The sequence below is a fragment of the Streptomyces sp. MK7 genome, assembly GCF_032658145.1.
Lineage (GTDB): Bacteria > Actinomycetota > Actinomycetes > Streptomycetales > Streptomycetaceae > Streptomyces > Streptomyces spiralis.
The window spans coordinates 59338-74966 of the sequence record NZ_JAVACL010000024.1; the positions used below are offsets into that span (position 1 = coordinate 59338).

General features: G+C 72.2%; 12 protein-coding genes. 8 read left to right on the forward strand and 4 right to left on the reverse strand.

Annotated features, from left to right (window positions below):
- Positions 1 to 24: 24 nt before the first annotated feature.
- The gene (locus R2S09_RS24540) at positions 25 to 1413 is read right to left on the reverse strand and encodes a diaminopimelate decarboxylase (RefSeq protein WP_316743321.1); all 1389 of its coding nucleotides are present in this window, start codon (positions 1411 to 1413) and stop codon (positions 25 to 27) included.
- A gap of 173 nt (positions 1414 to 1586) precedes the next feature.
- Here R2S09_RS24540 and hutU point away from each other — a divergent pair, with 173 nt between their 5' ends.
- The 4 genes from hutU to hutI are packed head-to-tail and all read left to right on the forward strand — an operon-like array spanning position 1587 to position 7073.
- Positions 1587 to 3305 carry a urocanate hydratase gene (hutU, locus tag R2S09_RS24545; RefSeq protein WP_316743267.1) on the forward strand — a complete coding sequence of 573 codons (1719 nt, stop codon included), beginning with the start codon at positions 1587 to 1589 and terminating at the stop codon, positions 3303 to 3305.
- Complete coding sequence (locus tag R2S09_RS24550; RefSeq protein ID WP_306186012.1) at positions 3302 to 4519, forward strand: allantoate amidohydrolase; 1218 nt, start codon at positions 3302 to 3304, stop codon at positions 4517 to 4519. Before hutU ends, R2S09_RS24550 begins: the two co-directional genes overlap by 4 nt.
- Positions 4519 to 5865, forward strand: coding sequence for a formimidoylglutamate deiminase (locus R2S09_RS24555; protein WP_316743269.1), 1347 nt, complete (start codon positions 4519 to 4521; stop codon positions 5863 to 5865). Before R2S09_RS24550 ends, R2S09_RS24555 begins: the two co-directional genes overlap by 1 nt.
- Before the next feature lie 26 nt (positions 5866 to 5891).
- On the forward strand, positions 5892 to 7073 hold the full coding sequence (gene hutI, locus R2S09_RS24560; protein WP_316743271.1) for an imidazolonepropionase: 1182 nt from the start codon (positions 5892 to 5894) through the stop codon (positions 7071 to 7073).
- Here the strand turns inward: hutI and R2S09_RS24565 are convergent.
- A complete protein-coding gene (locus R2S09_RS24565) occupies positions 7064 to 8794 on the reverse strand; it encodes an RICIN domain-containing protein (protein ID WP_306186018.1) in 1731 nt (576 codons plus the stop codon). The two genes, hutI and R2S09_RS24565, sit on opposite strands and share 10 nt — an antisense overlap.
- A gap of 194 nt (positions 8795 to 8988) precedes the next feature.
- A complete protein-coding gene (locus R2S09_RS24570) occupies positions 8989 to 9927 on the reverse strand; it encodes an RNA polymerase sigma factor SigF (RefSeq protein ID WP_306186020.1) in 939 nt (312 codons plus the stop codon).
- A 239-nt stretch (positions 9928 to 10166) separates the two neighbouring features.
- Here R2S09_RS24570 and R2S09_RS24575 point away from each other — a divergent pair, with 239 nt between their 5' ends.
- Entirely contained in the window at positions 10167 to 10544 is a 378-nt protein-coding gene (locus R2S09_RS24575; RefSeq protein WP_030164158.1) for an STAS domain-containing protein, read from the forward strand.
- 297 nt (positions 10545 to 10841) lie between these two features.
- A complete protein-coding gene (locus R2S09_RS24580) occupies positions 10842 to 11390 on the forward strand; it encodes an ATP-binding protein (protein WP_316743275.1) in 549 nt (182 codons plus the stop codon).
- Between the two features lie 154 nt (positions 11391 to 11544).
- Here R2S09_RS24580 and R2S09_RS24585 read toward each other — a convergent pair whose 3' ends face one another.
- The gene (locus R2S09_RS24585) at positions 11545 to 13041 is read right to left on the reverse strand and encodes an oligopeptide:H+ symporter (RefSeq protein ID WP_306186024.1); all 1497 of its coding nucleotides are present in this window, start codon (positions 13039 to 13041) and stop codon (positions 11545 to 11547) included.
- A gap of 564 nt (positions 13042 to 13605) precedes the next feature.
- Here R2S09_RS24585 and R2S09_RS24590 point away from each other — a divergent pair.
- Positions 13606 to 14283 (forward strand): response regulator transcription factor, encoded by a 678-nt coding sequence (locus R2S09_RS24590; RefSeq protein WP_020940464.1) that lies wholly within the window; start codon positions 13606 to 13608, stop codon positions 14281 to 14283.
- A gap of 55 nt (positions 14284 to 14338) precedes the next feature.
- On the forward strand, positions 14339 to 15610 hold the full coding sequence (locus R2S09_RS24595) for an ATP-binding protein (RefSeq protein ID WP_316743281.1): 1272 nt from the start codon (positions 14339 to 14341) through the stop codon (positions 15608 to 15610).
- The last annotated feature ends 19 nt before the right edge of the window (positions 15611 to 15629 follow it).

Consider the following 15629-nt stretch of genomic DNA (forward strand, 5'->3'; position numbering starts at 1 on the left):
TGCACCGGTTGCTTCTGGCGTGCCTCAAGAGCGCCCGGGTGCGCGCAGGGTGGTGAGCGCCGATGCGTGCGCCCCTCCGGCCTCGGCCACGATCTCCTCGACCCCCTGCGGCGCGCGCACGGTCGCGAAGGCGACACCGCTGGCGCCGTCGGGCGCGTAGCCGTAGACGCCGGGGCGGGGCAGGGAGTTGTAGGCGTAGTGGTGCGCGAAGTAGTACGCGCCGGTGTCCAGCGCGGCCACGTGGTCGCCCGGTTCCAGCGGGGGGAGCGCGCGGGCCTCGGCGAGCAGGTCACCCGCGAAGCACGCCGGTCCGGCCACGTCCTGGACCACCTCCGGGCCCGCCTTGGGCCGTCCCTTGGTGTCGTACGCGGCCAGCCGCAGCGGCCACGACCCCGGTGCGTACACCGTCCGGGTGGCGACCTGCACGCCCGCGTGCGTCACGGCGACCGGCCGCCCGCCGGCGCTCTTGGTGTACTCCACCCGTGCCACCACCGTGCCCTGCTTGGCCAGCAGCGACCGCCCGAACTCGGTCACCAGCCCGTACCGCCCGTCGAACAGCCCCGGCACCACCTCGCCCAGCAGCCGCGCGTACTGCGCGTACGTCGGTGTCGTCGCCTCCGAACCGAAGTTCACCGGCAGTCCGCCGCCGATGTCGAGGGTGTCGATCTGCCGCCGCCCCGCCCGCTCGTTGATCTCCTCGGCCAGCGCGTACGTCTCCGCCACGCCCCGCACCATCAGGGACAGCGGGATGCCCTGCGAGCCGGTGTGGGCGTGCAGCCGGGTCAGCCACGGCCGGTCCAGGTACGCCTGTACGACCCACTCGCGCGCTCCCTCGTCGAGCAGCGCCACTCCGAACTTCGAGGTCGCCGTCGCCGTCGACAGCGCCCCGATGGAACCCCCGCCGACCTGCGGGTTCACCCGGATCCCGAGCGGGGAGCGGGGCGCGGAGGACCGTACGAGGGCGTCGATGCGGTCCAGCTCCTGCGGGCTGTCGGCGTTCACGGCGATGCCCAGGGCCAGCGCCTCGCGCAGCTCGGCTGAGGTCTTGGCGGGCGAGTCCAGGACGGTGCGGGCGGCCGGCACCCCGGCCGCCCGGGCCAGCGCCAGCTCTCCCGGGCTCGCCACCTCGGCGCCGATGCCCTCCTCGCACAGCAGGCGCAGCACCGGCACCAGCGGGGTCGCCTTCACCGCGAAGGCGTGCAGCACCGGTGTCCCCGGCGCCGCGACCGCGGCGAACGCCGCCGTGAGCTTCGCCGCCGCCTCCCGGATGCCCTGGACGTCCAGCAGTCCCACGAGCGGGGACCCGGGCCCGAGCAGCCCCTGCTCCACCGCGGCCCGCACCGCCTCGTCCCGCCGGACGGCCCGCTCGCCGTCCGTACGGCCCGTCCGGTCCTCGTCGCCGTAGCCGCCCATGTCCTCGTCCCCCGTTCTCCTGCTGCCGGCAGTCGTCCACACCATGTGTCCAGCCAAACATCCGGGGCGCGCCGATGTCGGCACACCGACGTATTGACTAGTTCTATTCAGCAAGTCAGGATGTGAATAGACGTAGTAATAATCCATCGGGAGCAACCGCCAGGAGGCAGACCATGTCAGGACCCCGCCCGCCCGCCTCCCACCACCACCCTCGAACGGGGCCCTACGGGCCGCCCCCTGGTGGAGTGCGAGCGCCGCGCGGTACGGAACTGAGCGCCCTGGGATGGCAGCAGGAGGCCGCCCTGCGGATGCTCCAGAACAACCTCGACCCCGAGGTCGCCGAGCACCCCGACAAGCTCGTCGTCTACGGCGGCACCGGCAAGGCGGCCCGCGACTGGCGCTCCTTCGACGCCATGGTCCGCACCCTGAGGACCCTCAAGGCCGACGAGACGATGCTCGTCCAGTCCGGCCGCCCCGTCGGCGTCATGCAGACCCACGAGTGGGCGCCGCGCGTCCTCCTCGCCAACTCCAACCTCGTCGGCGACTGGGCCAACTGGGAGGAGTTCCGCCGCCTGGAGGCCCTCGGCCTGACCATGTACGGCCAGATGACCGCCGGCTCCTGGATCTACATCGGCACCCAGGGCATCCTCCAGGGCACCTACGAGACCTTCGCCGCCGTCGCCGCGAAGAAGTTCGGCGGCACGCTCGCCGGGACGATCACGCTCACCGCCGGTCTCGGCGGCATGGGCGGCGCCCAGCCGCTCGCGGTCACCATGAACGACGGCGTGGCGATCTGCATCGACTGCGACCCCCGCGCCATCGAGCGCCGCATCGAGCACCGCTACCTGGACGTCAGGGCCGACTCCCTCGACCACGCCCTCCAGCTGGCCGTCGAGGCGCGCGACCAGCGCAAGCCGCTGTCCATCGGCCTCCTCGGCAACGCCGCCGAGCTGGTCCCGCAGCTGCTCGCCATGGGCGCGCCCATCGACATCGTCACCGACCAGACCTCCGCCCACGATCCGCTGTCCTACCTGCCGCTCGGCATCGCCTTCGAGGACATGGCCGACGAGGCCGCCAAGGACCCGGCCGGCTTCACCACCCGGGCCCGCGAGTCGATGGCCCGCCATGTCGAGGCGATGGTCGGCTTCCAGGACGCCGGCGCCGAGGTCTTCGACTACGGCAACTCCATCCGCGGCGAGGCGCAGCTGGCCGGGTACGAGCGGGCGTTCGCCTTCCCCGGCTTCGTCCCCGCCTACATCCGGCCGCTGTTCTGCGAGGGCAAGGGCCCGTTCCGCTGGGCCGCGCTGTCGGGCGAGGCCTCCGACATCGCCAAGACGGACAAGGCGATCCTGGAGCTGTTCCCCGAGAACGAGTCCCTGGCCCGCTGGATGAAGATGGCCGGCGAGCGCGTCCACTTCCAGGGCCTGCCCGCGCGCATCTGCTGGCTCGGCTACGGCGAGCGGGACAAGGCGGGCGAGCGGTTCAACGACATGGTCGCGAGCGGTGAGCTCCAGGCGCCGATCGTGATCGGCCGCGACCACCTCGACTGCGGCTCCGTCGCCTCCCCGTACCGCGAGACCGAGGCCATGCTCGACGGCTCCGACGCGATCGCCGACTGGCCGCTGCTGAACGCCATGGTGAACGTGGCGTCGGGCGCGTCGTGGGTCTCCATCCACCACGGCGGCGGCGTCGGCATGGGGCGGTCCATCCACGCCGGGCAGGTGACCGTCGCCGACGGGACGAAGCTCGCCGGCGAGAAGATCCGGCGGGTGCTCACCAACGACCCCGGGATGGGCGTCATCCGGCACGTGGACGCCGGGTACGACATCGCGGAGTCGGTGGCCGGCGAGCGTGGCGTGCGGGTGCCGATGCGCGAAGGTGACGACGCGTGACCTTCCACAGCATGTGGGCGGAGCTGCTGCCGATCGGCCGCAGCTCCGCCTCCGGCGGTTACCGGCGCTACGCCTGGACCGGGGCCGACGGCGAGTGCCGGGCCTGGTTCCGGGAGCAGGCCGAGGGGCGAGGACTGGCGTACGAGGTCGACCGGAACGGGAACCAGTGGGCCTGGCTCGGGGATCCGGACGGTGAGGACGCCGTCGTGGCCGGGTCGCACCTCGACTCCGTGCCCGACGGCGGGGCCTTCGACGGGCCGCTCGGCGTGGTGTCCGCCTTCGCCGCGCTCGACGAACTGCGCGGGAGGGGAGCGCGGTTCGGCAAGCCGTTCGCCGTCGTCAACTTCGGGGACGAGGAAGGCGCCCGGTTCGGGCTGGCCTGCGTCGGGTCGCGGCTGACCGCCGGTCAGCTCACCGTGGAGCAGGCGCACCGGCTGACCGACGCCGACGGGATCACGCTGCCCCGGGCCATGGAGGCCGCCGGGTACGACCCGGACGCCATCGGACCGGACCCGGAGCGGCTCGCGCGCATCGGGGCCTTCGTCGAGCTGCACGTCGAACAGGGCCGCGCCCTCGACCTCACCGGGGACGCCATCGGGGTGGCCGGCGCCATCTGGCCGCACGGACGGTGGCGGTTCGACTTCCGCGGCGAGGCCAACCACGCCGGCACCACCCGGCTGGCCGACCGGCGCGACCCGATGCTGTCGTACGCCGAGACCGTGCTGGCCGCCCGGCGCGAGGCCGAGCTCGCCGGTGCCGTCGCCACCTTCGGCAAGATCGCCGTGGAGCCGAACGGTGTCAACGCGATCCCGTCCCTGGTGCGCGGCTGGCTCGACTCCCGCGCCGCCGACCAGCAGACCCTGGACGAGGTGGTCAGCGGTGTGGAGGAGGCGGCCCGCGCGTACGCCGCCGCGCACGGGGTGGACCTCGACGTGGTCCGCGAGTCCTTCACCCCCGTCGTCGAGTTCGACCACGCCCTGCGCGACGAACTCGCCCGCATCCTGGGCAGCCGGACGGATCTGAAGGTGCCCGTGCTCGGCACCGGTGCGGGACACGACGCCGGAATCCTCTCCGGGAGCGTCCCGACCGCCATGCTGTTCGTGCGTAACCCCACCGGTGTCTCGCACTCCCCGGCCGAGTTCGCGGCCGAGGACGACTGCCTGGCGGGGGTGCGCGCACTCGCCGACGTACTGGAAGGACTGGCCTGCACGTGATGCCCACCCAGCGGACGCGGACGTACTGGCTGGAGCACGCCTGGCTCGGCACCCACGCCGAGCCGGGCGTGGCGCTCGACGTGCGGGACGGTCGCATCGCGGCCGTCCGCACCGGCGTGCCCATCCCGCCCCCGGAAGCCGAACCCCTGCGCGGGCTGACGATCCCCGGGCTGGCCAACGCCCACAGCCACGCCTTCCACCGCGCCCTGCGCGGCACCGTCCAGGTCGGTTCCGGAACCTTCTGGACCTGGCGCGAGGTCATGTACGCCACCGCCGAGCGGCTCACCCCGGAGACCTACCACGCCCTGGCCCGCGCGGTGTACGCCGAGATGGCACTCGCCGGGATCACGGCCGTCGGTGAGTTCCACTACGTCCACCACGCCCCGGGCGGCTCCCCGTACGCCGACCCGAACGCGATGGGCGAGGCACTGATCGAGGCCGCCGCCGAAGCCGGCATCCGCATCACCCTCCTGGACGCCTGCTATCTCTCCGCCGGCTTCGGGCAGTCGCCCGAGCGGCACCAGCTCCGCTTCTCGGACGGGACGGCCGAGGCCTGGGCCGAACGCTGTTCACTTCTCAAGGAACGGGATCACGCGCGGATCGGTGCCGCCGTCCACTCGGTGCGCGCCGTACCCGCGCCCGAGCTGGCGACCGTGGCGCGGTGGGCCGAGGAGCGGCGGGCCCCGCTCCATGTGCACCTGTCGGAGCAGACCGCCGAGAACGACGCCTGCCTCCAGGCCCACGGATGCACCCCCACCCGGCTGCTGGCCGACCACGGCGTCCTCGGCCCGCGCACGACCGGCGTGCACAACACCCACCTCACCGAGGAGGACATCGCCCTGCTCGGCGGGTCCCGCACCGGCACCTGCATGTGCCCGACCACCGAACGGGACCTGGCCGACGGCATCGGCCCCGCCGTCGCCCTCCAGCGCGCCGGCTCCCCCCTCTCCCTCGGCTCCGACAGCCATGCCGTCATCGACCTGCTCGAAGAGGCCCGCGCGATGGAGCTGAACGAGCGACTGCGCACCCGCACCCGCGGGCACTGGACCGCCGCGGCCCTGCTGCACGCCGCGTCCGAGGCCGGTCATGCCGCCCTGGGCTGGGAGGAGGCCGGCAACCTGCGGACGGGGGCGCTCGCCGACTTCACGACGATCGCCCTCGACACGGTCAGGACAGCGGGCCCGCAGCCGCGACTCGCCGCCGAGACAGCCGTATTCGCCGCTTCCGCGGCGGACGTGCGCCACACGGTCGTGGGCGGCCGTCATGTCGTGCGCGACGGTGTCCACGCCCTCGTACCCGATGTGGCGTCGGCGCTGGCAGGCGCCGTCCGAGCGCTGCGCGGCTGAATCTCCCCGTCATCCCTGAGGACACCATGAGCAGCACAGTCATCAGCAACATCGCCACGCTGGTCACCAACGACCCCTCCCTCAATGACGGCTCCCCGCTGGGCCTGATCCGGGACGCGGCCGTCGTCATCGACGGCGACCGCGTCGCGTGGACCGGTGAATCAAGCAAAGCACCCGCCACTGACAATCGGGTCGACGCGGGCGGCCGGGCGGTGCTCCCGGGCTTCGTGGACTCCCACTCCCACCTGGTCTTCGCCGGTGACCGCACCGAGGAGTTCAACGCCCGCATGTCCGGCCGGGCCTACGGCGCGGGCGGCATCCGCACCACGGTCGCCGCCACCCGGGCCGCCTCGGACGCGGAACTGGAGGCCAACCTCACCCGTTACCTCGCCGAGGCACTGCGCCAGGGCACCACCACGTTCGAGACGAAGTCCGGTTACGGCCTGACCGTCGCCGACGAGGCCCGAGCCCTGCGCATCGCCGCCGCGCACACCGACGAGGTCACCTACCTCGGCGCCCACATCGTCTCCCCCGACTACGCCGAGGACCCGGCGGCGTACGTGGGCCTGGTCACCGGCGAGATGCTCGACGCCTGTGCCCCGCACGCCCGCTGGATCGACGTCTTCTGCGAGAAGGGCGCCTTCGACGGCGACCAGGCCCGCGCGATCCTCACCGCGGGCAAGGCCAGGGGCCTGCACCCGCGCGTCCACGCCAACCAGCTCTCCTACGGCCCCGGCGTGCGGCTCGCCGTCGAGCTGGACGCGGCCAGCGCCGACCACTGCACCCACCTCACGGACGCGGACGTCGACGCCCTCGCGAACAGCCGTACCGTCGCCACCCTGCTCCCGGGCGCCGAGTTCTCCACCCGCGCGGAGTGGCCCGACGCCCGCCGCCTCCTCGACGCCGGTGCCACGGTCGCCCTGTCCACCGACTGCAACCCGGGCTCGTCCTTCACGTCCTCACTGCCGTTCTGCATCGCCCTCGCCGTACGGGACATGGGCATGACCCCGGACGAGGCGGTCTGGTCGGCCACCGCGGGCGGGGCCGCGGCCCTGCGCCGCACGGACATCGGCCGCCTGACGCCCGGCGCCCGCGCCGACCTGATGCTCCTGGACGCTCCCAGCCACGTCCACCTGGCCTACCGGCCGGGCGTACCGCTGGTGAGCGAGGTCTGGCGGCGCGGCGTGCGCGAGGTCGCTCACCGCTGACCCGCCCGCCAGCGCTGCTCCGCCCCACCGCTCAGCGGTTCCAGGGACAGGTAGCCGCGACCGTTGTCGGTGAGGGCCGTCTCGATGGCGATGGCCGGGCGGATGACGCCGTCCGGGTCGACGGTGAACGTCAGGTTCCGGCCGTTTCTGCCGTCGACCGAGTCGCACGACCAGATGCCGACGCCCTTGTCCACGGATCCCCGGCTGTCCAGGCAGAAGTCGGGGTCCGCCGCCGACTGCACGACACCGCGCTCGGAGTCCACCCGCCAGCGCTGGGTGTCCGCGGAGCCGCAGGGAGCGGTGACGACGTCCGTGCCGTTGTCGAAGTCGCCGGCCACGTCCAGACAGCGTCCCGAGGCGTCGTTCACCACCTGGGCGAACACCGCGCCCGGCGGATAGGCGGGGGACGGCCTGGGCGTCGGCTTCGGCGGCGGGGGATCGGCGTGGGCGGTCCGTGTGGGGCGTGGGGACGGTGTGGGCGACGGCGGCCGTGAGGTCGGTGGCGGAGAGGGCGTCGCGGGGCCGGTCGACACCGTCGCCGTCACCGTGACCTGGGCGGGCATTGAGGGAGTGGTCACCGCGCCCGCCGACCGCCGGTGCGGCTCCGCGTCTCCCGAGAAGAGGACGAAGAGCAGCAGCGGGGTGAGGGCGACGCCGAGCGCCGCCGAGGCCAGGACGTAGCGGCGGGACGGCGGCCAGGCGGTGGTCCGCGTGCCCGCGTGCGTGGGCGCCCCGGCCTCCGGGCCCGGTTCGGTGGGCCGGCGCGTGACGTAGGCCGTGCCGCCCCAGGGCAGCAGGCCCTCGGCGAGCGCGGTGCGCGGGTCGTCGCGCAGCGCGGACTGCTCCTCGAACGCGGCCGTGCAGTGCGCGCAGTGCGCCATATGGGTGTGCAGATCCGCGCTGGAACGGGGGTTCTCCGGCCGTACGGACTCCTCGATCAGCCGCCGGAAGTCGCCGCAGTGCGGGTCGTCGGAGGCGGCGAGGCGTCTTCTCAGACAGGCCCGGGCCATGGACTGGAGTGCCTGCGGGGTGCCGTAGCGCACATCCTCGCGGGTGAGGCCGAGGAACCTGGCCGTCCGTTCGTCGTTCTCCTGCTCCACGGTCCCGTACCAGAGCAGTCCCTGGGCCCGCAGTGGCAGCGACTGGAAGGCCGCGAGCAGCGGCGGTTCGGGGCCGTCGGCGCCGGCCGTGCTCAGGATCAGCAGCAGCCCCGCGTCCAGGCCGCCCGCGCGCTCGTCGCGCGACCAGGCGGCGGCCAGACGGGCGGTCAGCAGCAGGAGTTGCAGCCGCACCGGGACGCCCCGGTCCACACCGCGAGCACTCTCGCGCGCGGCATGGGTGAACGCCTGCGCGGCCAGTTGCCGCGCCGCCGCATCACTGGTCGTGCACCGGCGGGCGTAGGCAAGCACGGCAGAGTGATGACGGCCCCGCAACTCCCGAAGCGCCGGATAGACCGTCGGCGTCTCAGCACGCAACAACCCGACCAGCCGGGCATCGGCCGCCGCCGCGCAGCCGCCGTCGACCTCCCCGAACTCGCCGTCCCCGCCCGCACCCGAGGCCGTGACCCCGCCGGGCAAGTCCGCGTACGGGCCCGCTGCTTCGCCCGGCGTCCTTGCGCGCTGGCCCGTCGCCCCTCCGGCGGCCCCGCCGGACGCACCCGTGTACGGGCCACCCGCGTCCCCGGTCTCGACGTCGTTGCCGGTACCGTCGGCCCGAGCCATCGTCTGCCTCCTCGCAGCCCCGGCCGGCATTCCGGAGTCCTGACGTACCGGCCGGTTCGGAGGGCGACCCTAGTGGGGGAGGCGGGGCGGGGAAAGAGGTTTCCGCGGGTAACCGGGAGTCGTCGGTGCGGTGCCCGACGGGTTCCGCCCGGCGCCGTTCGCGGCACCGGGCGGAGAACCTCATGTCAGGCCGGTCACTCCTCGACGGTCAGCCCCTTGCGCAGCCGCACCAGCGTGCGCGACAGCAGCCGTGAGACGTGCATCTGCGAGATGCCGAGCTCGTCGCCGATCTCCGACTGGGTCATGCCCGCCACGAACCGCAGGGACAGGATCTTCCGGTCCCGGCAGGGCAGTTCGGCGATCAGCGGCTTCAACGACTCGACGTATTCGATGCCTTCGAGCCCGTGGTCCTCGTAGCCGATGCGGTCCGCGAGCGCACCCTCGGAGTCGTCCTCCTCGGGCTGGGCGTCCAGCGACGAGGCGGTGTACGCGTTGGACGCCGCCATGCCCTCGACCACCTCGTCCCGGGACAGGCCGAGGTGCTCGGCCAGTTCCGTCACCGTCGGGGCGCGGTCCAGGCGCTGGGCCAGTTCGTCCCCGGCCTTGGCCAGGTCCAGCCGCAGTTCCTGGAGCCGGCGCGGCACGCGCACGGACCACGAGGTGTCGCGGAAGAAGCGCTTGATCTCGCCGATGATGGTGGGCATCGCGAAGGTCGGGAACTCGACGCCCCGGGAGAGCTCGAAGCGGTCGATCGCCTTGATCAGGCCGATCGTGCCGACCTGGATGATGTCCTCCATCGGCTCGCTGCGGGAGCGGAAGCGGGAGGCGGCGAACTTGACCAGCGCGAGGTTGAGCTCGACGAGGGTGTTGCGGACGTACGAGTACTCGTGGGTGCCTTCCTCGAGGGACTCCAGCCGCTCGAAGAGGGTCTTGGACAGCGCCCGGGCGTCGTCCGGGGCCACTTCGTCGTACGGGGGGATGTCCGGAAGTCCGGCCAGCGCGGCGGCCGCCTCGGCCCGCTCGGCGCGTACGTCGTCCTGAAACTCGATGGGATCAAGATGGACCGAACGGGGTGTCGACGTCGCCGTCTGGGTATGCGAGGCGTCGAGCCGGGGTGACATGATGTCCTCCATCGTTCTCGGCATATGGCTGCCGAAGCCAGTTCGTGCACTGCGGTGTGCGGCGCCTCCAAAGCCGGCCGTGTCGGGTGCGTGTCTCTACTAGCCCTACCCGCTTCACCACGGCCACCGCAAGTGCCTTATGTGGCTATATGTCCGTTTCTGTGTGGTTGTTCGGGTGTCGAAGGGGTGAGGGAAGGCGTAGTGTTCGAGGGCGTCAGTCAGCAGCCGAGACACCGGGAGAGAGAGACGGCATGGACCGCGGGACGGTCGGCAGCGCACAGTCGGGCCGGCTTCTGGTGGAGGTGCGGCAAGAGGGCTCCAGCGCTGTCGTGACACCGGCTGGTGAGCTGGACCATCACACGGCCGACCTGCTGCGCGAGCCGCTCGAGGAGTGCCTCGACAAGGGGCGCTCGCGCCTGGTGGTGGACTGTTCGCGCCTGGAGTTCTGTGACTCCACCGGGCTGAACGTGCTGCTGGGGGCGCGACTGAAGGCGGAGGCGGCCGGGGGAGGTGTGCACCTCGCCGGGATGCTGCCGGTGGTGGCGCGTGTGTTCGAAATCACAGGAGCCGACGCCGTCTTCAGCGTGCACGACACGCTCGAGGATGCTCTGGCCGACGAGACCGGCTGATCCGGTCGCGGGCCGCCCGTCGGCCGCCGGCGCGTCGGTTTCGTGTGCTGTTCTGCGGAAACCTTCAGCCGGCCGACCGACGGGCCGACGGGCCCACCGGCCCGCGCCGGGAGGCGCGCCGAGGGATACGCCGGGGGGTACGCCCCACGCGCCGGAAAACGGGGGTGTCCCATGGGATCGGTCGGGCAGGAGTCATCCTGGAGCATCGGCAGGTGGCGTACCGACATGTATGTGTGCAGTGACTTTGTGTAGTGACGTGTGAAACGTGAACTGGTGAATCGGTGAGGTGAAGCGCTGATGAGCACCACCCGGCCTTACTCGCCGGGCGACCACGGCCCGGAGCCCAGCGGCGCTTCCGGGGCGGCCGAGGGGGGCGCGCCGGCGGACGGGATGTCCGCGAGGGGCGCGACGACCGTGCCCGCGGTCCCGTCGGGGGGTCGTCAGGTCCGCAGGCTGAGCTTCGACGGCGAGAGCGGCGTCGTGCCGCTCGCCCGCGACTTCGCCCGCCAGGCGCTGTACGCGTGGGGCTGGCTGCCCGCCGCGAGCGCCGACCAGCGGGCCGCCGCCGAGGACGTGCTCCTCGTCGTCTCCGAACTGGTCACCAACGCCTGTCTGCACGCCGAGGGCCCGGACCACATGGAGATCGCCTGCGACAACAAGGTGATCCACATCGAGGTCTCCGACCGCGGCACCGGCCAGCCGGCCCCGCGCACCCCGCACCGCGCCGGCCGCCCCGGCGGTCACGGCATGTTCATCGTGCAGCGCCTGTGCCTCGACTGGGGCGTCGTACGCGTTCCCGGCGTCGCCGGCAAGAGGGTCTGGGCGGAGCTGGGAGCTCCCGCGTAGGCACGCCTGCCACAGGAGCCCGCCGCGGGGCGGCTCCCGCCAACACCCGCAAACGCCGGAAGGGCCCTCGCATCCGTACGGGATGCGAGGGCCCTCCAGTGCGACGGACGACCGGCGAACCGACGAGCCGGAGACGTACGTGCGCCGACGAACGTCAGCGCACGTCGCCCATGAGCTCCTTGACCTTCTTGCGGTACATCCACACCGCCACACCGGCCACGGCGGCGAGGGCCGCCTCCATGGTCACGATGCCCGTCTTGTTCAGGTCGACACCCGCGATGGAGAGCAGACCGGTCGTGGCGTCACCGGCGGTGACGGCCAGGAACCAGACACCCATCATCTGGGAGGCGTACTTCACGGGCGCCATCTTCGTGGTGACCGACAGGCCGACCGGGGAGAGCGTCAGCTCACCGACGGTCTGGACGAAGTAGATCGCCACCAGCCACAGCGCGGCCGCCTTGTGACCGCCGTCGGCGATGGCCAGCGGGGCGAGGAACAGGAAGAAGGACGCGCCGATGAGCAGCAGACCCATCGCGAACTTCACCGCGGTGCTCGGCTCCTTGCCGCGCCGGGCGAGCGCGACCCACATCCAGGCGAACACCGGCGCGAACGCCATGATCATGACCGGGTTGACCGACTGGTACCAGGAGACCGGGAAGCCCCAGCCGAAGACGCTGTTGTTGGCCGACCCCTCGGCGAACAGCGACACCGTGGAACCGCCCTGGTCGTAGATCATCCAGAACACGGCCGCGGCGACGAAGAACCAGATGTACGCGGTCATCTTCGACTGCTCGGAGCGGTCCAGCTCCTTGTCCCGCTTGATCCGGGCGATGACCAGGATCGGGATGAGCAGACCGGCGACGGTGATCGGGACCAGCAGCCAGTTCAGGGTGTAGACGCCGGAGAAGCCGACGATCGCGTAGAAGACGACCGCGACGGCCGCCCACAGGGCCGACTTGCGCAGCACGGCCGACTTCTCCTGCGCGGACAGCGGCGTCGGTACGACGTCGGAGCGCGTGTCCAGGTGACGGGAGCCGAGCAGGAACTGGGCCAGACCCAGCGCCATGCCGAGCGCGGCGAGCGCGAAGCCGATGTGCCAGTTGACGTTCTCACCGACCGTACCGATGACCAGCGGCGCGGCGAAGGCACCCAGGTTGATGCCGATGTAGAAGATCGTGAAGCCGCCGTCCCGGCGCGGGTCGTCGGTGCCCTTGTACAGGTGGCCGACCATCGTGGAGATGTTGGCCTTCAGCAGGCCCGAGCCGACGGCGACGAGGCCGAGACCGGCGAAGAAGCTGCCGGCCCACGGCAGGGCCAGCGTCAGGTGGCCCAGCATGATGACCGCGCCGGCGACGGCGACGGTCTTGCGGGGGCCGAGCACCCGGTCGGCGAACCAGCCGCCCGGCAGGGCGAGCAGGTACACGAGGGACAGGTAGACCGAGTAGATCGCGGTCGCGGTGGCCGCACTCAGGTGCAGGCCGCCCGGAGCCACCAGGTACAGCGGGAGCAGAGCCCTCATGCCGTAGTAGGAGAAGCGCTCCCACATCTCGGTCATGAAGAGGGTGGCCAGGCCGCGGGGGTGGCCGAAGAAGGTCTTCTCGGAACCGGGGGTGCCCGGGCGGACCGAGTCCTTCGTCAGGCTGGACGCCATGGTCGTTCCTTGCTGGTCGGGACGCGCGGCGGCGAGCCGTTGCGCGCCCGGTGGGGGGCGGCCGGCACCGGCAGGACCGGTCGTCCACCCCACGCCCAGGGGGAGTCCGCCCCGGGTCACGGAGCGGCGGACGGCGGCCACCGGGATCCACGCCTCACGACGCGTCATGACGCGCGATGAGGCCCGGCCCTAGGTCATTCCTTTCAGGACCGGTCGGAGCCGGCCCGCACGCAAAAGGGACCCTCAGCGTTGAATGAGTGCCAAAGGTCCGCTGCGTGCTACAGGCGTTCAGGTCACCATACGGCAGGACACCGCCCGGTATGGAAGGACTTGAGACGCGGATCACAGGTCCAAGGGGAACCGTGCCCACTCTTTCGAAGGTGTAACCAAGGGGCGTATTCCAGGATCGCATCCCCGGCTCAATGGTCCGGACCGGGGGACACGCGGGTCCGCACCCGTACTCCGGGGGCTCCGTGACCCTAGGGGCGGAAGGTAAGAGCGCACGATGTCGATCACACCGCAGCACCAACCCAGCGGACGGCACCGTCGGACTACCATCACCCCATGACCCGTGTACTGCTCGCCGAGGACGACGCGTCCATCTCGGAGCCGCTGGCCCGCGCACTGCGCCGGGAAGGTTACGAGGTCGAGGTGCGTGAGGACGGACCCACCGCGCTCGACGCCGGAATGCAGGGCGGCGTCGACCTGGTCGTGCTGGACCTCGGTCTGCCCGGTATGGACGGCCTGGAGGTCGCCCGCCGGCTGCGCGCCGACGGTCACACCGTGCCCATCCTGATCCTCACGGCGCGCGCCGACGAGGTCGACACGGTCGTCGGCCTGGACGCGGGTGCCGACGACTACGTCACCAAGCCCTTCCGCCTCGCCGAACTGCTCGCCCGGGTCCGGGCCCTGCTCCGGCGCGGTGCCGCCGAGCCCCAGCAGCCGCCGGCCACGCACGGCGTGCGCATCGACGTCGAGTCCCACCGCGCCTGGATGGGCGACGAGGAGCTCCAGCTCACCGCCAAGGAGTTCGACCTGCTGAGGGTGCTCGTGCGGGACGCGGGCCGGGTCGTCACCCGCGACCAGCTGATGCGGGAGGTCTGGGACACCACCTGGTGGTCGTCGACCAAGACCCTCGACATGCACATCTCGTGGCTGCGCAAGAAGCTCGGCGACGACGCGGCGAACCCCCGGTACATCGCGACCGTGCGCGGCGTGGGCTTCCGCTTCGAGAAGAGTTGAGCGGCCGCCCCAGGGCTGCTCACGGATGCTTACGGGTAAGTACGGGTAAGAGGTCATGCGCCGTCGACTGATCCAGTCCACGCTCGCCGTGGTGCTCGTGGTGATCGCCGTCTTCGGTGTCTCCCTGGTGCTCGTGGAGACCCGCACGATCAGCAACAGCGCCCAGGAGCGGGTCGACTCCGAGGCGCTCCGGCTGGCCAGCATCGTCGACGGCCGGCTGCTCGGCGACGAGACGGTCGACGCGCGGATCCTGCACGACCAGGTGGCCCCCGGCCAGTACGCGGTGATCGGCATTCCCGGCCGGCCGGCCATCGAGGTCGGCACCAAGCCGGACGGCGACGTGATCCACTCCACCGCCAAGGGCGAGCAGGGCGAGACCGTCCGGATGGAGGAGTCCCGCTCCTCCGTCACCCGCGAGGTCGGCCGTACGCTGCTGATCATCGGCCTGGTGGCGCTGCTGGCGGTGGTGGCGGCGGTGCTGCTCGCGATTCGCCAGGCCAACCGGCTCGCCTCCCCGCTGACCGACCTCGCCGAGACCGCCGAACGCCTCGGCTCGGGCGACCCGCGTCCCCGGCACAAGCGCTACGGCGTCCCGGAACTGGACCGGGTGGCCGATGTGCTGGACTCCTCCGCCGAGCGGATCGCCCGGATGCTGACCGCCGAGCGGCGCCTGGCCGCCGACGCCTCCCACCAGCTGCGTACGCCGCTGACCGCGCTGTCGATGCGCCTGGAGGAGATCACCCTCACCGATGAGCTGGACACGGTGAAGGAGGAGGCGAACGTCGCGCTCACCCAGGTGGAGCGGCTGACGGACGTGGTGGAGCGCCTGCTGACCAACTCCCGCGACCCGCGCATCGGCTCCGCGGTCTCCTTCGACCTCGACCAGGTCATCCAGCAGCAGATCGCCGAGTGGCGGCCCGCCTACCGCAGCGCCGGCCGCGCGATCGTCAGCTCCGGCAAGCGGCACCTGCAGGCGGTGGGCACACCGGGCGCGGTCGCCCAGGTGCTGGCCGCGCTGATCGAGAACTCCCTCATGCACGGCGGCGGCACGGTGGCGCTGCGCACCCGCGTGACCGGCAACCAGGCGGTCGTGGAGGTCACCGACGAGGGTCCGGGCGTCCCCGCCGACCTGGGCGCGCGGATCTTCGAGCGCACGATCAGCGGCCGCAACTCCACCGGCATCGGGCTGGCCGTCGCCCGCGACCTGGCCGAGGCCGACGGAGGCCGCCTGGAACTCCTTCAGGCCAAGCCGCCGATCTTCGGACTGTTCCTGTCCCGCACGCCCCCGCTGAAGAAACCGGCGGACGCCGAGCCGACGGTGCGGTAAGCCGGCAGCGCGGCAGCGC